Raw genomic sequence first — 21,313 nt, 5'->3', positions numbered from 1 at the left:
GTGGGGTTGAGCTATAGCGTGCGTTGGTTGCCAAGGTGCCGGATCAGGTCCGGCACGACGGATTGGGGGTGGGTTTGAGTATTGATGTGCTTGGTTTCACAGCCCTGCATTGGGTCCTGAGATGCCGGACTAAATCCGGCACGACGGATTGGGGGTGGGTTTAAGTATTGATGTGTTTGGGTTCACGGCCGTGCGTTGGCTCCTGAGATGCCGGACTAAATCCGGCACGACGAGTGCTTTAATTGGTTTGATTCGCGATATACGGCAAAACAATCAAGGAAATATCACTTGCTCCCCAAACCCCACCCGCTCAAACATCCTCGTCGTGCTGAACTTGTTTCAGCATCTCAGGCCGCAGAGTACGGATAGGTTCGTGGCAGGGCTTTGGGTTGCTTGGGTTCGCGGCCGTGCATTGGGTCCTGAGATGCCGGACTAAATCCGGCACGACGGATTGGGGAGTTGGGTTTGGGGTTTGCTGTGTTTGGGTTCGCGGCCATGCGTTGGGTCTTGAGATGCCGGACTAAATCCGGCACGACGGATTGGGGGGTTGGGTTTGGGGTTTGCTGTGTTTGGGTTCGCGGCCGTGCATTGGGTCCTGAGATGCCGGACTAAATCCGGCACGACGGATTGGGGAGTTGGGTTTGGGGTTTGCTGTGTTTGGGTTCACGGGCGTGCGTTGGCTCCTGAGGTGCCGGACTAAATCCGGCACGACGGATTGGGGAGTTGGGTTTAAGTATTGATGTGTTTGGGTTCACGGCTGTGCATTGGGTCTTGAGATGCCGGACTAAATCCGGCACGACAGATTGGGGGTGGGTTTGAGTCTTGATGTGTTTGGGTTCACGGCCCTGCATTGGGTCTTGAGATGCCGGACTGAATCCGGCACGACGGATTTGGGGTTGATGGATTAATGTTTTTCATTCGCTTGCTAGGGGCTGCTATGATGGAGCGGTTTCTGATTAGGCAGAGCTATTAAACAACTAATAGTGCAGCCTTAATAGCTTAAGTATAGTTACGAGGGTATCCATGACGGTCATTGATCTTTTGTTGCATCGCGTATCTGTTCCGCGCCTAGGCGGTAATGCACCCAGTGCGGCACAACGTGAAATTATTTTTCAAGCCGCTTTGCGTGCTCCAGATCATGCCCAGTTACGCCCTTGGCGTTTTTTTAGTATTGAAGGGGATGCCAGACAGCATCTAGGTACCGCCTTTGCTGATGGGCTACAAGCAGATAATCCTGAGCTATCGATTGAGCAGTATGAAAAAGCGGCCAAGTCGTTGTTACGCGCACCCTGGGTGGTGGCAGTGGTGGTTTCTCCTACGGCTCACCCTAAAGTGCCATTGCTAGAGCAACAACTGGCTGCAGGTTGTGCTGCTCACGCTATGCTCTATGCCGCCCACGCACAACAAATCGGCGCCGTGTGGCGTACCGGCGATATGGCTTACCATCCATCTGTGCATCGCTATTTAAAGCTCAAAGATGATGAGCAGATTTTAGGCTTTTTATACTTTGGCGAGCCTTTAGGTAACCTTAAAACAGCACCTACATTAGATTCTGCAGATTTTGTAAGGTGTGTGGAATAATCAACTAATGGTTTCCTTCTTCTATACTTGGAGCGATTCTTGACATCCTCCCCGACCTAAAGGGCGGGGATTCCTACAGCTAGACGGCCATGCCCGACCGCGAGAATGTTCTTGGCCGCGTTTACATCGCGGTCGCTGTGCGTGACACCACACGCACTGCACATCCATTCTCTTATTCCAAGCCCTGCGATACCTCTCGGCCTGCTATCGGGCAGTGCGCCACAACAGCTACAGGTTTGGGTGGTGTATGCCTCGTTCACTTCCTTAAAAACAATGCCAGCGTGATCGCTTTTATACTTCAGCATTGTTTTTAATTGACCCCAGCCAGCGTCCAACACTGACTTGGCCATCTTGGTTTTAACGAGTTTTAAACTACTGACATTGCCGACATAGATTTCACCGCAGCGGTTGACCAACGTGCGACTGAACTTGTGCAGCGTATCTTTTCTACGGTTAGCAATCTTGGCGTGAATGGTTTTGACTTGAGTTTTATTTCTAGCCCGTTGTGCTATGGCTAATTTTTCCTCAAGACCGCGATAGAAGCGACCCGCCTCCAGCTTTGTGCCGTCCGAGCAGGTGGCTGTGTCGGTTAAGCCAAGATCAATACCGATACAGTCTTGTCCCTTGGGCATCACTACATCAACTTCAACCACCACATTGAAGTACCAGCGGCCACGGGCATCCTCGTTGAACGAGGCAGACTTGAACGTATACTGTGACAGACCGTAGCTGTCCCATACGTTGAAGTAGTGGCCGTTGTGATAAACCTGACCATTCTTCCATTTGGCCATGCCTGTATTGATCGGTATCCAGCCCAGTGAGCGGCGTACACCGCCAGACTTGCGCCAACTAAGGCGTGATTTCTTGAACTGTCTGCGGCGCGTAGCGTACTCAGCACCTACCTTCTGCACCGTGTGACTATGCAATCCCAGCTCTTTGTGCACACCCTGCGTGTACTTCTGGATAGTGTAGGCAGACAAAAACACGCCACGCTCTTTGATTGAGCGGTGACTAAGTTCGTTCACATAGTTCCAGACAAAGTTCACCGACCGCGCCATGTTATTTAGCAGTGGTCGGTGCTTATCTTTAACTCGAACTTTTAAAGTCTTGGTCTGCTTCATGCTTTCGATTATATTTGGTCTATGAGAAAAAACAATACATATAGAACAGGCTGACACTGCGTTTTTGATCTTCATGCTCACTTGGTCTTTATTACGAAGTACCGTGGCGCTGTGTTTGCCGATAATCATCTTAGGTCGCTGGAAAGTATCTTTCGCAGCGTGTGTACGGACTTTGAAACGGAGTTAGTGGAATTCAATGACGAAGCCGACCACGTTCACCTGCTGGTGAACTTTCCACCGAAAGTATCGGTATCGAAACTGGTGAATAGTTTGAAAGGGGTGTCGAGCCGGAGGCTCAAACTGTTACACCCTGAGCTGGTTAAACCTGCATACATGAAAAACGCGCTCTGGAGTCCCAGCTACTACGCGGGAAGTGTGGGTGGTGCTCCTATTTCAGTGATTAGACAATACATTGAGCAACAAGCCCGACCGCATTAAGGGAGGCTAACGCCTCCCAGCGCTATCCTTCCCTGCACTAGAAGTACGGGGCTTGTCACGCATTTTGGTCATTTAACTCAGCGTATTTGGCAACACAAGCAAAGCTCAGTACCCAGTTTTAGTCAGCAATATAATCTACACATGCTGGTTTATTATGAGCTTTGCGTTGATATGTACTCTGCAATTAGTAGAGAAAAACAGCTTAAGCGCTGGCGTAGGGCTTGGAAGATTAATTTAATCAATCAACATAATCCTGAGTGGCAGGACCTTTATTTAAGCTTATTCAATTAACTGGCTTATTTAGCAACTGGGAATTGGGTTTGCTGTGCGTTGGGTTCGCAGCCGTGCATTGGGTCCTGAGATGCCGGACTGAATCCGGCACGACAGATTGGGGGTGGGTTTGAGTCTTGATGTGTTTGGGTTCACGGCTGTGCATTGGGTCTTGAGATGCCGGACTGAATCCGGCACGACGGATTGAGAGTATGGCGGATTGGAAGAATGACGATTACTGAGCCATAAACACCACACTCCCCGTCTTCCCGGGCTTGACCCGGGATCCATGCGGATTTGAGCTATAACGTGCGTTGGCTCCTGAGGTGCCGGACTAAATCCGGCACGACGGGATTTTTAGTTGGCTTGTACGCGATATACGGCACGACAGATTGGAGTAACACGACCTCTCCCCTCCGCCGTCCCGGGCTTGGCCCGGGATCTATGTAGGAATAAAGATTAGCCTACCTGTATTTGGCGGTAGATCAGGTCGACGATTTCGCTTTGGGGGTTGAAGCCGTCGACGTGGTCGCAGAGTATTTGGCGAATTTGTTGACAGTCACCGGTTTGGCTAGCAGCGGCGAGTTGATTAAGTACTGCGCGCAACTGATCCCAGGGCAGATAGCTTTCATTGGCTGACATAATCATCGGGTGGCTAGTTTCTACCACGTTATCGCCAATCAATAACTCTTCGTAGAGTTTTTCTCCTGGGCGCAGGCCGGTGTACTGTATTTCAATTTCGCCACTGGGGGTGGCTTTTGATTTTACGGTTAAACCGGTAAGGTTGATCATTTTTTCGGCAAGTTCTGCAATTCGCACCGGCTCGCCCATATCCAAGACAAAGACATCGCCGCCTTGCCCCATAGAACCCGCCTGAATTACTAACTGCGCGGCCTCAGGAATGGTCATGAAATAACGGGTGATATTGGGATGGGTTACCGTTACTGGGCCACCGTTGGCAATTTGTTGGCGAAATAATGGAATCACCGAGCCCGACGAGCCCAGCACATTACCAAAGCGCACCATGGTAAAGCGGGTGTTGTTGGTTACCCGCGGGCTAGCTGCAGGATGCTGCGCAAAGCTTTTTAATGCGACCTGTGGTTCATGGCTGAGTGCTTGCAACACCAATTCAGCAAAGCGCTTGGTGCCGCCCATAATGTTGGTTGGGCGCACAGCTTTATCGGTGGAGATTAAAACAAAGTTCTCCACCCCGGCTAAAATCGCTGCCTCGGCGGTGTTTAGGGTGCCAAACACGTTGTTATCTACGCCTTCGGCACTGTTGTACTCGACAATCGGCACATGCTTGTAAGCCGCCGCGTGGTACACCGTATTCACCTGCCAGTACTGCATTACCTCTAGCATTCGCTCAGGCTCACGGATTGAGCCTAGAATCGGTAATAACTCGATCTCTAGCTGATGGCTGTGCAGATACTTTTCTAGCTCGCGGTGAATGCTGTACAGGTTGTACTCGGCATGCTCATATAAAATCAGTGCTTTAGGTTGGCTATTGATAATTTGGCGGCATAGCTCAGAGCCAATCGAGCCCCCCGCTCCGGTGACCATCACCACCTGCTGTTTAATACAGCGAGCAAATAACTCGGCATCGGGTTCGACCGCATCCCGCCCTAGCAAGTCGGCAATATCAACTTCTTGTAAGTCTTGCACCTTGACTTTGCCGCTGACCAAATCCATAAACCCGGGAATGGTGCGCACATGCAAAGGATAGGGTTCAAGTTTAGCTAAAATCTCCCGCCGCCGAGCCCGGCTGGCCGATGGCATGGCCAATAGCAGCTGGGTGGCACCGGTTTCTTTGATCATGCGCTGAATATGCTTGGGCTTATAAACCTTTAGCCCTGCAATTACGCGGTTACTGATATTAGGGTCATCATCTAAAAAGGCCACTGGCTCCATGGTTTTACCTGAGCGCAGCGCATGCAGCAATTGGTTACCCGAGGCCCCAGCGCCATAAATCACTACCGCTTGCTTATTGCTTTTACGCGGAAGAAATAGAAAAGGTGCGGTATTTTTTAACAGTTCACCACGGAAGTAATCGCGAATTAAGATGCGTAATCCGCCAATTAAAATCAGGTTAATAATCCAGTAATTAAATACATAAGAGCGTGGAATATGATCGGCACTGCCGCCCTTTAGATAAATTACTAGCGCCAAGACGATGGCGGACCAGGTAATGGCTTTGGTTATAGCTTTAATGCTATCGAGCCCCATATAACGCAATACGGCGCGATACATGCCCAAGCGGGTAAAAATAGGAAAGCTAATTAAAGGCGCAGCCCACAATAACCACAGGTTTTCCATTAAGTAGTCATTGGCACTTCCAGCACCGACCCGAACCACAAAAGCCAGCCAAACCGACAGCAGTAATAACACCAAATCGGTGAGGACTTGTAAGATTCGCTTTTGTTTTCTAGTTAAATGCAGTAGCCAGTGCCGCATGCTGGTAATCCCCTTTTCATTTCCTTGATTAACGTGACGTAACTAGAGAAAGCCAGCGCCAGTCACTCCCCAGTGGCAGACGCTGAATGCAGCGACTAAGCGCTGGCTTGTTGCATGACCTGCTGCAGTACTTGGCAGGTTTTATCAATTTCTGCTGCTGTTAAGGTAGGATGCACTAAGAACATCAAACTGGTTTCACCTAGCTGTTTGGCATTGGCTAAACGCTCAGCTGGACGCCAGCCGGTGTTGTCAAAGGCTTTTTCTAAGTAAACTTCTGAGCACGAGCCGCTATAGCAAGGTACGCCCTGCTCAGTTATTGCGTTTAGAATACGATCCCGATCCCAGCCTTCGGCTAATTGCTCAGGCTCGACAAAGACATAGCACTTATAAGCGGCGTGGCGAATATGCGCCGGAATTTCTGGCACGCGTAGCCCCTTCAGCTGGCTGGCGGTGTGCCAAATCTGCTGGGCATTTACTTGACGCTGTTGTTGCCACTGTGGCATTTGCTTAAGTTGCAAACGGCCAATCACCGCGGATAATTCGGTCATCCGCCAGTTGGTGCCAAAGCTTTCGTGGAGCCATCTAAAACCTGGTGCGTGTTCACGCTCGTATACGGCATCCCAGCTTTTGCCGTGGTCTTTGATTGACCACATTTTTTTCCACAGCGCGGTATCGTTGGTGGTAACCATGCCACCTTCGCCACCGGTGGTCATAATTTTGTCTTGGCAGAATGACCAAGCGCCTACATGGCCAATCGAGCCGACGGGTTGGCCGTTATATAAAGCTCCATGGGCTTGGGCGCAGTCTTCTATCACCCAAAGTTTATGCTGTTCAGCTAATTGCATAATGCCGCCCATCTCACAGGGCCAACCGGCTAGATGCACGCAAATAATGGCTTTGGTTTTATCGGTGAGCACCTTGGCAATGCTCTCGGGAGTGATATTTTGGCTGTCTAGGTCTACGTCGGCAAATACCGGTACTGCGCCGGTGTTAACAATACTGGAGGCCGAGGCTAAAAAGGTGCGGGAGGTAACAATCACTTCATCGCCAGCGCCAATCCCCATGGCTAATAAGGCGACATCTAAAGCTACGGTGCCGTTAGCTAGGGCAATGGCATGCTGGGTACCGGCAAACTGGGCAAATTCTTGCTCAAATAGGCGGCCTTCTTGGCCTGTCCAATAGTTAACTTTGTTTGAGAGTAGAACATCACGAACGGCGTTGGCTTCTTCTTCGGTGAAGGATGGCCAAGGAGAAAAAGGTGTATTGAGCACTGTTACTTCCTATGCTTGACAGGCAATTAAATGAGCGAAGCCGTAGCTTACATGAATGGAGACTGAGTTTACTCGTTTTATTTTATTTGGCTATTACAGCTTTAACACTTTAGTCTATAGCTTGATTTAATCCCGCTGCAGCGCATTACCTAGCCCTGCACTCCGGACGTGAGATTAGACTTATGCTGATTTGATGCATAGCGTGCGTTGGGTCCTGAGATGCCGGATCAAGTCCGGCACGACGAATATGGGGGTGGGTTTGAGGTTTGGATGTGTTGGGTTTACGGCCCTGCCTTGGCTCCTGAGGTGCCGGACTAAATCCGGCACGACAGATTGGGGGATGACGGATTGGAAAGATGACGATCGCTGAACCAAAACCCCACGCTACCCCCCCACCCCGTCTTCCCGGGCTTGACCCGGGATCCATGTAGGTTGTGCCTTGGTTGCCGAGATGCCGGATCAGGTCCGGCACGACGATAATTTTTACCCATATTACACGATTGGCTTTGGTGTAACCGCACGTGCATAAATGCACGCCCTACACACCAAACCCCACTCGCTCAAACACCCCCGTCATGCTGAACTTGTTTCAGCATCTTGGGCCGCAATGTATGGATGTGTTCGTGGCAGGGCTTGGATGTATTTGGGTTCACGGCTGTGCATTGGCTCCTGAGGTGCCGGACTAAATCCGGCACGACGAGTGCTTTAATTGGTTTGATCTGCGATATACGGCAAAACAATCAAAGAAATATCACTTACTCCACCCACTCACACACCCTCGTCGTGCTGAACTTGTTTCAGCACCTCAGGCCGCAGAGTGCGGATAAGTTCGTGGCAGGGCCTGGATTTATTTGGGTTCACGGCTATGCATTGAGTCCTGAGGTGCCGGACTGAATCCGGCACGACGAGTACTTTAATTGGTTTGATCTGCGACATACGGCAAAAAGATCAAGAAAATATCACTTACTCCCCAAACCCTACCCGCCCAAACATCCTCGTCGTGCTGAACTTGTTTCAGCATCTTGGGCCGCAATGTGCGGATAGTTTCGTGGCAGGATTTTAAGGGTCTTGCACGCCCTATAGAAGCAATCAGTTTTTCTCTAAAGGCTTAGCAGGATTACCCACTACTGTCGCACCACTAACAACATCTTTTACCACTACTGCCCCTGCTCCTACTGTGCAATTGGCGGCAATAGTGATGCCTTGCTTTACTGCTGCTCCAATTCCCACCCACGTTTCTTTACCAACAGAAACATTCCCCGCTAGATGCGCACCTGGGCTGATATGCACGCCATCGGCAATTACGCAATCATGATCAATGCTGGCAGCGGTATTAATGATGCAGCCACGTCCTATTTGCGCAAAGGGATTAATCACTGCACCTGCAAATACTACGCTTGCAGGTTGCAAGTTGGCGTAACTACTAACGATAGCCTGAGGGTGAACTAAGGTTACTAACTTAGCCCCTGCATCTTGTAACTGCTGTATTTTTGCAAGACGTATTGGGTTATTGCCTATTGCAACGGTGACTGCTGCAAAACTTGTCGCTTGTTCTAATAAGTTCTCGGTGGTGCCAATCACTGGCCAGCCTTCATTATTTTGCACGCTTGGATAGGCATCATCAAAAAAAACACACTGGTAACCCAAGAGTTCTGCGGTTTCTGCTACCACTTTGCCGTGCCCGCTGGCCCCTAAAATGGCTAAGGTTGGTTTGGGCGTGCCGGTAAACTTGCTCATGGTCGCCTCACCTTCGGCACTGATCCCATCGCGGATAAAGACTTTTTTAATAGTGAGGAAGATGATTTTAATATCTAGCCACAGATTTTGATTATCTACGTACCAGGTATCTAGTTTAAACTTTTCTTCCCAGCTAATAGCGTTGCGGCCATTGATTTGCGCCCAGCCGGTAACACCGGGTCTAGCTTCATGGCGGCGCTTTTGTTCATCGTTGTAGAGTGGTAGGTATTCCATCAGTAATGGCCGTGGCCCTACTAAGCTCATATCGCCTTTAAGTACGTTCCATAGCTCTGGCAGTTCATCTAGGCTGCTGGAGCGTAAAAAACTGCCAAAAGGCGTCATGCGCTCTGAATCAGGTAATGGATTACCATTAGAGTCGACTGCATCACGCATAGTACGAAATTTAACCATTTCAAAGGGTTTGCCATTTAAGCCTGGGCGTACCTGACGAAACAAGACAGGCGAGCCGAGTTTTTTCTTAATCTGCCACGCCACAATAGCGATGACTGGGCTAAGAATAATTAAACCAAGGGCAGAAGCGAAAATATCAAAGAGACGTTTAAGCACTAGAATCCCATTCCTTTTAGCATTTGCTGGTTAACAATATGGACATCGTATTTTTGCTCGGCTAATAGACGCGATCGTAGCCCCATTTGGCTGATTAGTTCGGGGGTTTCAATAAATTTAAGCATCGCTTCAGCTAACGCATGGCAATCTTTAATTGGCACTAAAAATCCGTTATTACCCTCGGTTACGGTTTCGCGACAACCCGGTGCATCGGTGGTTATTACGGCTCTACCCATGGCCATAGCCTCAAGTACTGTGCGCGGCGTGCCTTCACGGTATGAGGGCAACACATAAACCGAGCAATTCTCAATGGCTGGGCGCACATCGCTTAACCGTCCTAAGAAGTTAATGGTGCCAGCTTGTATCCATTGATCCAGCTCTGGCTGAGTAATGGTGTTAGGGTTGGCATCAATCCAACCGACCAAATCAAACTGGGCTTCAGGATATTGCTGTTTAATCAGTTTGGCTGCTTGTACGTATTCTCTAACGCCTTTATCACCCAATAAACGGCCAATTAGTAAAAACCGTGGTGCCGATGTATTAGGCAGTGGCACCACATTAAATTGTGCAACATCAACGCCTGATCCGTTAACTACGGTGCTTTTGGCATTAGGTGCAAGAATATTTAACTGTTTAAATAACGCTTGATCATCAGGGTTTTGAAAAAACACATTATGGCAACGGCTAAGGGCCATGCGATACAGGCGCTGTACTATCGCCCTTACTTTACTGCGCTGCCCTTCTTGATCAATAAAGGCAAAGCCTAACCCTGTGATAAGTGCAAAGCGTTTAGGCACCCCTGCTAACCAAGCAGCAAGGCTACCGTAAATGACTGGTTTAACTGTATAGCCCAATACATAGTCAGGTTTGACTTTCCGCATGAGTTGCCACAGGGCTAGCAGGGCTTTTAAATCGGCTAAAGGATTCATTCCTGCTCGTTGCATAGGAATATTATGCGCAGTTACCCCTAGCTGTTTAAGCTCTGCCATCACTTGAGTATTTTCTAATAGCTCAGGAGCAGCGACATGAACGCTTAAGCCTTGATCAAGTAAAGTTTGAATAAGCGGCTTACGAAAAGTAATTAATGAATCAGCAAAGCCTGCCAAAAGAAGAAATTTCATCTCACTTAATCCTAGGCCGTAGCGCTACCTGGTGTGATGCAGCCGTTAATTGTACCTTGTTCTTATCTTTACCGATCAAAGAAATAAGCAAGAAAATTAATATAGGTGCGAACATCCATTTTTGACGTACTGCAATACCTAAGTTAGCTGTAGTCATGGCTAATACCAACCATGCTAAGCCAACATATACCCACATAAACTTTCGGTTTTCAGTAAAGCTTTTAGCTTTTTTCTTAATAAGCGCATAGCCACCCATAATAAACAAATACAAAAGTATTAAGTTATCTAGAGCTGCTGCCATAGCGGTTATTGAACGTGCCTCAAAAATAATAGGTCGAAACATATAAGTAAACAGCTGCATAGGCAAACTCATACTGGCAATATCTACACCACCGCCACCATCCATATTATAAGATTGCCTAGTTTCAACATATTCCATTAAAGCTTCTGCACTGCTTGGATCTGAAACTCCTGCATACTGTAGTGCAAAAGGCACCATCACTGCGGCTCCCACTAATGCAATACAGCCCAGTAAAAATCGTTTAACAAGACTCGTTTTAGGGTCAAACATAATCGAAGCAGCCAAGGCAACAACTATCATGCCAGCCATATGCGGGCGAACTGTAAGCATGATAAAAACAGCAAGCACCATCAACCAGACTCGCTTATTTAGCTGCAAAGCAGCCCACATGGCTAAGCCCATAGCCAAGAATGAAATAGCATCCTTGCCAATTGCGGAAGACCAAAAGCTAACTGAAGGCAAAAAAACTATAAGCGTCGCTAAACGTTTTAAAAACTTAGATTTATTCTTTACTGCTTGCTGCAAAGAACCATCAAAAGCAAGCAGCCCTATAGATCCAAAAATATTGAAGAACAAAAAACAACTTAATATTCCAAAACCTAAACCATGAACGAGTAAGCTAGTCAATCCATCTACAACAGCGGTTCCAAAAGTAAAGTCAAATCGCCCTACTAGGGCTTTTTGATAGTAAACAATCGCATCAGCACCAAACTTATTCGCATAGAGCAAATAAATTATGCAAAAAATAGAATGCCATATATAAATAGTTAGACTACGCTTTTTAGTCAACCTAAAAGCATTGCCTAATTGAGTTAAAATTAAAGAACCAATACTAAAAACTATAAAAGCACTAATTATTGACCAGTTGTTTTCAAACATAAAATCACTTCTTATTAAGAATAAATTACTGGTTTTCTAACCACGCTTGAAACATCAATATATTCCAAAGATGATACTGCCAGTTTTTCTTTCCACTTAAATGTTCAAGCCATAGCTTTCGAATTGGTGCCGGATGAAAATATCCTTCTTGCCTTAAACGTTTTTCATCGAGCAAAGCTTCAGCCCATTCCCGTAAAGGCCCGCGCAGCCAACTTGCTAACGGAATGCCGAAACCGGCCTTAGGTCTTTCAATTAAATCTTTTGGCACATATTTATATAAAACTTGTCTTAATACCCACTTGCCTTGTCCATTACGGATTTTATATTCAAGAGGCATTTTCCACGCCAACTCGACAACACGGTGATCCAACATAGGTGTGCGGGTTTCTAAGCTGCTAGCCATTGCAGCCCGGTCAACCTTAACCAAAATATCATCGGACATGTAAGTCTGAGCATCCATTGCCATCATTGCATGCTCTAAACAGTCAGTTTTTGGCCAAGCAGAAGGATCTGTGAGAAGTGTAATGGGTTCTTGGCCATTAATCACAACGCTAGCTGGGTCTGTCCAGTGACTTGTGAGCTGTCTATAAAAAGCTTCTCCGCTAGACAGTGTTAACACTTCTGAAAGTTTACGAGCTTTTTCACCAGGTATAGATAGCTGAAGCTTTTTAGGTAGAATGGGTTTGGCAAATTCAAACAACTTATCCCAACTGTTTGGTGATAAAGAACGTAATCCTCCCGCTGCTAAATGCCGTATAAAACTTGGCATTTTCTGTACAGCCCCCCAAACTTTTTGAGCTGCAATGTAACGATTATAACCGCCGAATAGCTCATCACCTGCATCACCACTCAACGCAACAGAAACATGTTGTTTAGCTAACTGACTGACTAGAAAAGTGGGAATCTGCGAGCTATCTGCAAAAGGCTCGCAATACATGTTGGCTAAATTAGGAATGACAGATAAAGCATCATCTGGTTGTACATAAAGTTCTGTATGTGCTGTACCAAGATGCTTAGCAACTGCCTTTGCATGCTCCGCTTCATTATAGCCAGGCTCATTAAAGCCCAAAGTAAATGTACGCACAGGCATATCAGATTGTGCTTGCATTAAAGCAACAATTGTTGAGCTGTCTACCCCACCACTCAAAAATGCACCTAGGGGCACATCAGCGAGCATTTGATCAGCAACACTCTTCTTAAGCTGCTCCTCTAAAGCATCAACTGCAGCTTCTGGGCTACCAACAAAGGGATTAGCCAAGCCCTGCTCAACCACCTTATTTAAAGACCAATAAGGCTTAGAAGCGGCAGCCTTAGATTGGCTCAAGTCGCCTTGTAAGGGGATTTGCAGTATATGGCCGGGCATCAGCTTTTGAATGCCTTTATAAATGCTATAAGGCGCAGGGATATAGCAGTGGCGTAATAATAAAGTCAACGCATCACGATCAATGACTGCCTCAAACTCAGGATGGGCTTTTATAGATTTAAGTTCAGATGCAAAAATCAATAAATCGTTAGACCAACCCCAGTACAGTGGCTTCTCACCCATGCGGTCGCGAGCCAGCGTTAACATTTGCTCTTGCTTATCCCACACAGCAATTGCAAACATACCTATTGTTGCTTGCAAGGTTTTTTCGATACCCCATGCAACAAAGCAAGCCAGTAAAGTTTCAGTGTCAGAATGTCCGCGCCAGTTTATTACCAAGCCAGACTCGGCAAGCTGTTTACGTAAGGATTGATGATTATAAATCTCACCATTTAAAACAAGTACGTACCGGCCACATTCGGAAATCATCGGCTGATTCCCGGCTTCAGAAAGTTCTAAAATAGATAGCCTTACATGCCCTAAAACAACAGAGCTATCATCCTCAATCCAAACTCCAGCACTATCTGGACCGCGATGACTAATTACCTTGCACATATCAGAAGCAATTGAGGCTGAATTACAACCATTCTGATTAAAACCAATAAGACCGCACATTACAAAATGCCCCTAACTATTAAAAATATTTTAGCGCGCAAGAAATTAAAAATAAAAAATCAATTCAGCTCCCTATAAATTTCCTTATAATTATCAAGAATACTTAATATAGAGTAATTCTCATAAAGATGCTCCTGAGCTAATTCAGAAATATTTTTTAACTGATCAAAATCCAGCTGTAAAAGTTTATTGATTTGGTTAGCGATGGCTTCTGCGCTACTATCCACAACCCAACCATAAGAGTTTAATAATAACCTTGCATCACCCACATCTGTTGATACGCAAGGGATACCCATCGCCATTGCCTCACCTAATACATTAGGAAAGCCTTCTGTATTTGAATGCAAACAAAAAATATCCATAGCCGACAAACAAATAGGGACATCCGAACGTTCACCTAATAAAATAAAGCGATCTTGTAATTTATACTGTTTAATCCAGCTAACTAACTTTAAATTTTCAAAGTTATTATCGCGCCCAACTATCATAAAGCGTAATCTATCATGATTTTCTGCTATCAAAGCAGCCGCTTTAACAAATAACTCTTGGTTTTTCTCTATATTAAATCGGCCAACAGAACCAATCACAATGTGCTTGTTTTGTAAGCCATTCTCATTTCGTAATTTATCTACTTTATCAGGACTACTTTTTAAATAATTTGGATCAAATCCATTAGGAATCACTCGCATTTTTTTAGAGTCATAACCTACCTTTTCATGCTCCTTGCGCCCTGCATCAGCCGCACAAATAATTACCTTAGGTACCGAATAAGAAAGCCAAGCACATAACTTACGCAAAATAACTGTAAGCCTAGAACTGCCTTGGGTAACGTCAGTTGTGCGAATACCCCAAATAATATTCTGAATACCTAATGACTTAGCGGCTAACCCACCTAAAAAATCAGCATGGTACATCCATGTTTGTACAATATCTGGCTTTTGCTTCTTTAACTCACGACGTAATTTGAAAAAAGTGACTGGCAAGCTCAAAGCATTTTTCATACCTAAAGATGTGACATGAATTCCATTATCCAATAATTGTTGCCCAACAGGTCCTAGGTCAGTTAATGAAATAACTGAGTGATGCATACCATCTTTACTATTCAGCCCTTCAACTAAGCGCTTAAGCATTAACTCTGCACCGCCAATGCCAAGCCCAATAATAATATGAGCAACTCTCATTAATTTAAATTCCCTTATGATGTATATAATTAAAATAGAAAAACCACTTATATTCATATATAAAAATAGTTTTAACCATCATATGAAATCAACTAATCAAGTAACATTAGTTTTAGATAACCATCTACAGCTTGATTTATATTAAAATCAGAAGCTCTAGTTTTTACATCAGGGTGCTCAACACTATCTAACGCTGAGGACATTGCATGGGCAAGCGCTTCAGCATCGCCAACAGGTACTAAACTTCCCCATTTACCCTTTTCGAGTATTTCAGAAGGCCCAAAGGGACAATCTGTAGATACGACTGGGATACCACATGCCATAGCTTCAACAAGCACATTACCAAAGCCTTCTGATGCAGAAGACAGTACGAATAGATCAGCTTGATGCATTACTCCAAATGGGTTTTCCAAAAACCCAGGAAGAAAAACTTTCCCCTGCAATCCAAGTGCTCTAACTTCAAGCTCAATATCTCCTCGCAAAGGCCCTTCGCCAAGAATGATCAATCTCGCTTCACGAGACTCTCGAAGTATTGCAAACGCTTTTATAAGGCAAGAAAAATCCTTTTGTGACACCAACCGACCGACACTTATGAGTACTGGCTCCCCTTCAGACTGAAGCCACGAATAATTCGTTGATTCACTCGCTAACTCGCGTACTTTTTCAGCATCAACTGGGTTATAAACAACACTGACAGAAGACTTAGGTAGACCAACATAGTCTACAAATCCATCAGCAACACCTTGAGATACGGCTACAACACCATCAGCACTCGCTGAAAGCAGGCGCAGCAATGGCAACGTAGCCCTTCCACGAAGCAATTCAGACCCATCGCGCGCTCTAGAAATATCATTATGCACACTCCATACTAGCTGGAAATTTACGTTAGATAATTTTTTAGCTAGTGCAGCAATAATGTTTGCATGGTTAAGCGCTGAAAGCAGTGCTTGCGGTCGCTCTCTACGCAAATACCTTACTAGAGGAAAGAGGCTTGTTGCAGCACGTTTCACACCAAGATCTACAACACGTACTGCTGGCGAAAGCTCTTTCAAATAAGGACCAATAGCCTTTGCTAAAACTAAATCAACCTTTATTCCTCGCGCAGCCATCCCGTTAGCCAAAAGCAGCATAACCTTTTCTGCACCACCACCAAGCATTGATGGTATATAAATAGCTATTTTTTTCAAAAAAGACTCCACCGGATAAACAATCCAAGTCAAATAACTAAAATTAAAATTATCACATCACATTTAATAAAATAAAATATTCGAGTCGCCTACATTAAAAAATCACTCACAATAAAAGAGTTCTTAGCATGCAAGTTGATGAACCACTTTAATTAAATATCTAAAAAAACAAACAATTGTTCATAAAGCAAATTATGTACTACGTGAGTGATTTCAAGCAATCACTCACGCCATCATTAATTTTTCTACGCAATTCCGCTCGTTCTTTATAAACAGATGCAGACTTATTAAAAGACAACTTTATTTTATCCCAAGGATGATCACTTTTTAATATACTGCAATCAAGAGTAGCTTCTTTCCCGCCGACAACATCCCAAACATCAGGTATTTTATCATCCCATATGATTGTCGCTACACTTCGTCCGAAAGCTTGTCCAACAATGCCTGCGTGCATACGCATTGCAACCAAATAATCTACCTTCTCTATCTGGCGATATAAATCAGCCGGCTCTCTAGGTCTGTCGAATAAAAAAGCATTGACCCCATCATCTTTAAGTGCTTGGTATACAACTCGAGCCTGCCTGTCATCGCTTAAAGCACCATTAGTCATAATTACAACTTGCATCCCAGAATCTACAGCTCCACGCGCCAATTTCTTCCAAAAAACAAGATAATCAATTTCACTAATATCACCGAGACTAGGAGCATGTTTTTTAAATACAGATAGAGGCATAACGTTAAATCCACACACAGCTCTTTTTTTATTAAAATTACTTACAGATATATGATTATCTAATGCAAACGCCAAATCAGGGTAGACATCAATTTTAAACTCAGAGTCAAAATAGGCATTTACTTTCCTTAATGACTCATAGTCCCGCAGAGAGATATACTTAGCTTCAGTCAGAACTTTCTTATATATTTCTAAATTATTATTATTGATATTACTACCAACACCACAACCAATTATTGATAATGGCTTTTTATTTTGTTGAATAACTTTTAAAAGAATATCAAGCTTTAAATAAAAACTAGCCGAGCTTTCAGTAAGTAGTTGCCCTCCCCCTATAATGATGCCATCAGCTTCACTGATCAGCTTCTCCCAATATTTTTCTGATTTATTTTTAAGAGACAAATGCCATAAAGTTCTAGAAACTAAATATTGGAAAAAGGAATTATACTTAATCTGTTTTGGAAGTATTCTTTTCCAGTTTTTTTTATCATGAGGTTCTATCTTAGCGCTACTAGACCACCCTTTTCTAAGAGAAAGGTCAAGCGGTATCACATCAATACCCTGAGTTTTCAAAATAGTACTTAAACTATCAAATATAGCGTAGTCACCAAGATTAGTGCTAAACACCTCCCCCGCAACAATAATTTTCTTTCTACTCATAGGTACTTTCTCAAAAAAAGTTTAATAAATGTACTATCGACTCCTGCTTGAGTCCGAACTGCAAACCATAAGTATAAATTCCAAACCACTATAGATATTGAGGTGCTTAACGCAGCACCACTAAGTCCTAACATAGGTATCAAAAACAAATTCAATCCTACGTTTACAAAAACCGATATAGTCATTCCTTTTATTACATATTTCTCATTACCAGACATAGTTAAAATAGAGATGGATGATCCAAAAAAAGCACTTATTGCTTGTCCAATTGTTATAATAAATAGTGCTTGGTGACCACCAGAGAACTCATCTCCAAATATAAATCCAAGTATTTCAGTGCCACCAAATCCGAAAATAAAAACCACTGGTAAAGTCAGCAAAAAACTAACCAGCGAGCCGATAGAAGCAAGTCGTTGAATCTCTAACCGGTCTTTTTTTGCGAAAGCAGTCACTAGTCTAGGCGAAATAACTATGCTAACGACTTGCAAGCCAAATACTGTTAGCGCAGCACCAGATACAACAACTTTATATATACCAACATCACTAACCGTAGCTAATGCGCCAAGCATTAAAATATCAATTTGTCCGCTTAAAGTTTGCATTCCAGTCATCATGGCAAGTGGCATCAATGTTATAAGCCAAGTTCGCGTATGAGTAATTGCTTTTACTGATTTAAACTCTTTTGGTTTAACTTTCAATACTAACCAAGTACCTACAACAAAGGCTATAATTGCAGAAACTAGGTTCAATGCCATCGCAGATGCAGGGAAAATATTAACATCTAAGATAATAGTTATAAAAATTAAAACAGCAAACAATAGTGGCTTTACAAGCTCTTCTGGTAGCTGCCCTTGGATAACAAACCCAAGCCCTCTTAATGCAGCACCACGAACATTACCCATTGCAACTAATAGGGACATTAAAAGCCCTAAGGTAAATATCTGAGTAGTGCTAGTACCCCAAGCATCGAAAAATAAAGTGTTTTTTAAAACCAAAGCTGCAATGTATATGCATAATGATATCGCGATAATTGTAGAGCCACTCCACAGCCAGATTCCCTTCATTCGCGCCCAGTCTTTTAATGCTTTTGCTTTTGCAGTTTCTCTTAAAACTAAAGTTGGCATTCCAGCTTGAGCTGGCATAGCCAAAATGCTTACTAAAGCAAGCACATATGAATACACTCCAAAGTTCTCACTCCCCAGAGTTCTAGCCAATAAAACAGAGCATAAGAAAGTAGCACCTACACTTAATACACGCACAACAAATGTGCCTGCAAGCGTCTTAAATAGACGCGAACTCAATATGCTTTGTAGTTTCATTTTCATTTTCAGTTCAGATTATGATTATGATTATGATTATTAATTTAGGCTTAGCTATCGATTTGACTTGGCTATTAACCTAAAAACTTGACATACCAAGGCATCGCTTGGGCAATCCCGTCTTTAATAACAAACTCAGGCTTATAGCCCAGCAGCGTACTAATCTTTGTCACATCCGCCTGTGAATGGCGCACATCACCTGCTCTAAACTCACGGTAAGTCGGTGTTTCTTTGTAATCCACGCCATTGTCTTTTAGTGCTATTTGAATGGCTTCAAACAGTTGGTTTAATGTTGTGCGATCGCCCACCGCCACGTTATACACCTGATTTTTAGCTGCAGGATTATCCGTAGTTGCGGCTAATAAGTTAGCCTGCACAGTATTTTCAATAAAACAAAAATCACGGCTGGTTTCGCCATCACCGTTAATCAGCACCGGCTCGCCCTGAATCATCGCCGCCGTCCACTTAGGAATCACCGCCGCATAAGCACCATTAGGATCTTGCCGTTGGCCAAACACATTAAAATAACGCAGCCCAATGCAATTAAAGCCATAAGTGCGAGCAAACACATCGGCATACAGCTCATTTACATACTTAGTGACCGCATAAGGCGATAACGGATTACCAATATTGGCTTCTACCTTAGGCAACGCCGGATGATCACCATAGGTTGAACTACTGGCGGCATAGGTAAAGCTTTGCACCTTGGCATCGCGCGCGGCCACCAACATATTTAAAAAACCGGTGATATTGGCACTGTTGGTTAAAATAGGATCATTAATTGAGCGCGGCACCGAACCCAAAGCCGCTTGGTGCAACACATAATCCACCCCAGCACAGGCCTGCTGGCAATCGGCTAGATTACGAATATCCCCTTCAATAAAAGAAAAACGCGCCCACTGCTCGGCCGAGACTAATCCCTGCACCTCATCTAAATTATGCTGATGTCCGGTAGCAAAGTTATCTAAACCAACCACGGTTTGATCGAGCTTAAGCAAGGTTTCTAACAGGTTAGAACCAATAAAACCCGCTACCCCAGTCACCAACCAGGTTTTAGGTGCCTGCTTAAGCGTTACTTGTAACTGGGCATAAGCGCTAGTAGATGAAGCGTTAATTGTCATGTCGTTATCCAATACTCAGTGAATCAACGCTTGGTTACCCAGACACAGGCAACCAAGCAAGGGGGCATTAGCTGTAATTACAGGCGTAAATCCGCCTCATCTGCTGCTAGCAAATATTTAAGGTCATATAAAATATGCTCAGGCTTACCTAAGGCACGAATAGCCGCCGCGCCCATTTGCTTAAACTCAGCATGGCTTACGGCTAACACCATCGCATCATAGGCACCCTGCTCTGGGCTAGCTACTGGCGAAATACCGTACTCGCGCTGGGCTTCTTCTGGGTTTACCCAAGGGTCAAACACATCCACCTGAATGCCGTAGTCATTTAACTCTTTAACAATATCTACCACTCGGGTATTGCGTAAATCTGGGCAGTTTTCTTTAAAGGTTAAACCCATGATTAAAATTCGCGCGCCCTGCACATGGATGCGCTTTTTCAGCATGGCTTTCACCAACTGACCAACCACATAGGCACCCATGCCATCATTTAAACGACGGCCCGATAAAATAATTTCGGGCTGATAACCAATGCTTTGCGCTTTATGGGTTAAGTAATAGGGATCCACACCAATACAGTGGCCGCCAACTAAGCCTGGACGAAACGGTAAGAAGTTCCATTTAGTACCGGCTGCTTGCAATACCGCCTCGGTATCAATCCCTAACTTATTAAAGATAATCGCCAGCTCATTAATTAGCGCAATGTTCACATCGCGCTGGGTGTTTTCAATGACCTTGGCTGCTTCGGCCACTTTAATGCTGCTGGCTTTGTGGGTGCCCACGGTAATAATTTCGTTATACAACGCATCCACCAAGTCAGCCACTTCAGGGGTAGAACCGGCAGTTACCTTTTTAATGTTGGTGACGCGGTGCTCTTTATCGCCTGGGTTAATCCGCTCGGGGCTGTAGCCGGCGTAAAAGTCTTGATTAAATGTTAGGCCAGAAACGCGCTCCAATACCGGCACGCAATCATCTTCAGTGGCACCTGGATAGACCGTTGATTCGTAAATTACGATATCGCCTTTTTTCAACACCTTACCAATGGTTTCCGAGGCTTTAATTAACGGCGTTAAATCTGGCTGTTTGTGCTCATTAATTGGGGTTGGCACCGTTACAATAAATACATTGCACTGACGTAAATCTTCTAAATTAGCGGTATAGCTAAGCAAATGAGCTTGGGCCAGCTCTTCGTCACTCACCTCTAAGGTGGCATCATGCCCAGCTACCAAGGCATCAATTCGTGGCTGATTAATATCAAAGCCCACTACCGAACGTTTTTTACCAAACTCTACCGCAAGTGGTAACCCAACATAGCCTAAGCCGATCACGGCTAACTTAACGGTTGCTAGTGTCAACATATTTTCCCCTGGCCCCTTGGCCTTACTTACCTAAACTTA

The 21,313-nt window shown here is 44.8% G+C and carries 14 protein-coding genes and 3 pseudogenes; 3 read left to right on the top strand and 14 right to left on the bottom strand.

Annotated features, from left to right (window positions below):
* The first annotated feature begins 1,023 nt into the window (after window positions 1-1,023).
* Complete coding sequence (locus AC2T15_RS03965; RefSeq protein WP_053109557.1) at window positions 1,024-1,581, top strand: nitroreductase family protein; 558 nt, start codon at window positions 1,024-1,026, stop codon at window positions 1,579-1,581.
* A gap of 56 nt (window positions 1,582-1,637) precedes the next feature.
* On the opposite strand, the gene AC2T15_RS03960 is transcribed toward AC2T15_RS03965, so the two are convergent.
* Entirely contained in the window at window positions 1,638-2,702 is a 1,065-nt protein-coding gene (locus tag AC2T15_RS03960) for an RNA-guided endonuclease InsQ/TnpB family protein (RefSeq protein ID WP_053099499.1), read from the bottom strand.
* A 21-nt stretch (window positions 2,703-2,723) separates the two neighbouring features.
* Here AC2T15_RS03960 and tnpA point away from each other — a divergent pair.
* Both tnpA and AC2T15_RS03950 read left to right on the top strand, forming a co-directional pair.
* Window positions 2,724-3,140 (top strand): annotated as a pseudogene (gene tnpA / locus AC2T15_RS03955) (IS200/IS605 family transposase).
* A 24-nt stretch (window positions 3,141-3,164) separates the two neighbouring features.
* The gene (locus tag AC2T15_RS03950; protein ID WP_486779012.1) at window positions 3,165-3,431 is read left to right on the top strand and encodes a GIY-YIG nuclease family protein; all 267 of its coding nucleotides are present in this window, start codon (window positions 3,165-3,167) and stop codon (window positions 3,429-3,431) included.
* A 438-nt stretch (window positions 3,432-3,869) separates the two neighbouring features.
* Here AC2T15_RS03950 and AC2T15_RS03945 read toward each other — a convergent pair whose 3' ends face one another.
* The 13 genes and pseudogenes from AC2T15_RS03945 to tviB form a co-directional block, all read right to left on the bottom strand.
* Window positions 3,870-5,864: a polysaccharide biosynthesis protein gene (locus AC2T15_RS03945; RefSeq protein ID WP_486778798.1), complete on the bottom strand. Its 1,995-nt coding sequence runs from the start codon at window positions 5,862-5,864 to the stop codon at window positions 3,870-3,872.
* A gap of 95 nt (window positions 5,865-5,959) precedes the next feature.
* Window positions 5,960-7,135, bottom strand: a complete 1,176-nt coding sequence (locus AC2T15_RS03940; RefSeq protein WP_486778797.1) for a DegT/DnrJ/EryC1/StrS family aminotransferase — start codon at window positions 7,133-7,135, stop codon at window positions 5,960-5,962.
* Between the two features lie 1,089 nt (window positions 7,136-8,224).
* A pseudogene (locus AC2T15_RS03935) lies at window positions 8,225-8,827 on the bottom strand (acetyltransferase); the annotation flags it as partial.
* Window positions 8,828-8,845: 18 nt separating this feature from the next.
* Window positions 8,846-9,439 (bottom strand): annotated as a pseudogene (locus AC2T15_RS03930) (sugar transferase); the annotation flags it as partial.
* The gene (locus tag AC2T15_RS03925) at window positions 9,439-10,560 is read right to left on the bottom strand and encodes a glycosyltransferase family 4 protein (RefSeq protein ID WP_486778796.1); all 1,122 of its coding nucleotides are present in this window, start codon (window positions 10,558-10,560) and stop codon (window positions 9,439-9,441) included. The gene AC2T15_RS03925 and the pseudogene AC2T15_RS03930, both read right to left, overlap by 1 nt.
* Window position 10,561: 1 nt before the next feature.
* On the bottom strand, window positions 10,562-11,740 hold the full coding sequence (locus AC2T15_RS03920; protein WP_486778795.1) for a hypothetical protein: 1,179 nt from the start codon (window positions 11,738-11,740) through the stop codon (window positions 10,562-10,564).
* A 25-nt stretch (window positions 11,741-11,765) separates the two neighbouring features.
* Window positions 11,766-13,718, bottom strand: coding sequence for an asparagine synthase (glutamine-hydrolyzing) (asnB, locus tag AC2T15_RS03915; protein WP_486778794.1), 1,953 nt, complete (start codon window positions 13,716-13,718; stop codon window positions 11,766-11,768).
* A gap of 59 nt (window positions 13,719-13,777) precedes the next feature.
* Window positions 13,778-14,899, bottom strand: coding sequence for a glycosyltransferase family 4 protein (locus AC2T15_RS03910; protein ID WP_486778793.1), 1,122 nt, complete (start codon window positions 14,897-14,899; stop codon window positions 13,778-13,780).
* Between the two features lie 92 nt (window positions 14,900-14,991).
* Entirely contained in the window at window positions 14,992-16,086 is a 1,095-nt protein-coding gene (locus AC2T15_RS03905) for a glycosyltransferase (RefSeq protein WP_486778792.1), read from the bottom strand.
* 199 nt (window positions 16,087-16,285) lie between these two features.
* The gene (locus AC2T15_RS03900) at window positions 16,286-17,479 is read right to left on the bottom strand and encodes a polysaccharide pyruvyl transferase family protein (RefSeq protein ID WP_486778791.1); all 1,194 of its coding nucleotides are present in this window, start codon (window positions 17,477-17,479) and stop codon (window positions 16,286-16,288) included.
* On the bottom strand, window positions 17,476-18,804 hold the full coding sequence (locus AC2T15_RS03895; protein ID WP_486778790.1) for an oligosaccharide flippase family protein: 1,329 nt from the start codon (window positions 18,802-18,804) through the stop codon (window positions 17,476-17,478). The genes AC2T15_RS03900 and AC2T15_RS03895 overlap by 4 nt, the downstream gene beginning before the upstream one ends.
* Before the next feature lie 68 nt (window positions 18,805-18,872).
* Window positions 18,873-19,919: an NAD-dependent epimerase/dehydratase family protein gene (locus tag AC2T15_RS03890; RefSeq protein ID WP_486778789.1), complete on the bottom strand. Its 1,047-nt coding sequence runs from the start codon at window positions 19,917-19,919 to the stop codon at window positions 18,873-18,875.
* Window positions 19,920-19,996: 77 nt separating this feature from the next.
* Window positions 19,997-21,274 carry a Vi polysaccharide biosynthesis UDP-N-acetylglucosamine C-6 dehydrogenase TviB gene (gene tviB / locus AC2T15_RS03885; protein ID WP_486778788.1) on the bottom strand — a complete coding sequence of 426 codons (1,278 nt, stop codon included), beginning with the start codon at window positions 21,272-21,274 and terminating at the stop codon, window positions 19,997-19,999.
* Window positions 21,275-21,313 lie beyond the last annotated feature (39 nt).

It is taken from the genome of Thiopseudomonas sp. SA1F2-1K, assembly GCF_057443035.1.
The sequence above is the reverse complement of the archived record's forward strand: the minus strand, read 5'-3'. Positions and strand labels throughout refer to the sequence as shown.

Bases quoted from the DNA above. Each gene is read 5' to 3' on its own strand.
- AC2T15_RS03965 (WP_053109557.1), top strand. From the start codon at position 1,024: ATGACGGTCATTGATCTTTTGTTGCATCGCGTATCTGTTCCGCGCCTA.
- AC2T15_RS03960 (WP_053099499.1), bottom strand. From the start codon at position 2,702: ATGAAGCAGACCAAGACTTTAAAAGTTCGAGTTAAAGATAAGCACCGA.
- AC2T15_RS03945 (WP_486778798.1), bottom strand. From the start codon at position 5,864: ATGCGGCACTGGCTACTGCATTTAACTAGAAAACAAAAGCGAATCTTA.
- AC2T15_RS03925 (WP_486778796.1), bottom strand. From the start codon at position 10,560: ATGAAATTTCTTCTTTTGGCAGGCTTTGCTGATTCATTAATTACTTTT.
- AC2T15_RS03920 (WP_486778795.1), bottom strand. From the start codon at position 11,740: ATGTTTGAAAACAACTGGTCAATAATTAGTGCTTTTATAGTTTTTAGT.
- asnB (WP_486778794.1), bottom strand. From the start codon at position 13,718: ATGTGCGGTCTTATTGGTTTTAATCAGAATGGTTGTAATTCAGCCTCA.
- AC2T15_RS03910 (WP_486778793.1), bottom strand. From the start codon at position 14,899: ATGAGAGTTGCTCATATTATTATTGGGCTTGGCATTGGCGGTGCAGAG.
- AC2T15_RS03900 (WP_486778791.1), bottom strand. From the start codon at position 17,479: ATGAGTAGAAAGAAAATTATTGTTGCGGGGGAGGTGTTTAGCACTAAT.
- AC2T15_RS03895 (WP_486778790.1), bottom strand. From the start codon at position 18,804: ATGAAAATGAAACTACAAAGCATATTGAGTTCGCGTCTATTTAAGACG.
- AC2T15_RS03890 (WP_486778789.1), bottom strand. From the start codon at position 19,919: ATGACAATTAACGCTTCATCTACTAGCGCTTATGCCCAGTTACAAGTA.
- tviB (WP_486778788.1), bottom strand. From the start codon at position 21,274: ATGTTGACACTAGCAACCGTTAAGTTAGCCGTGATCGGCTTAGGCTAT.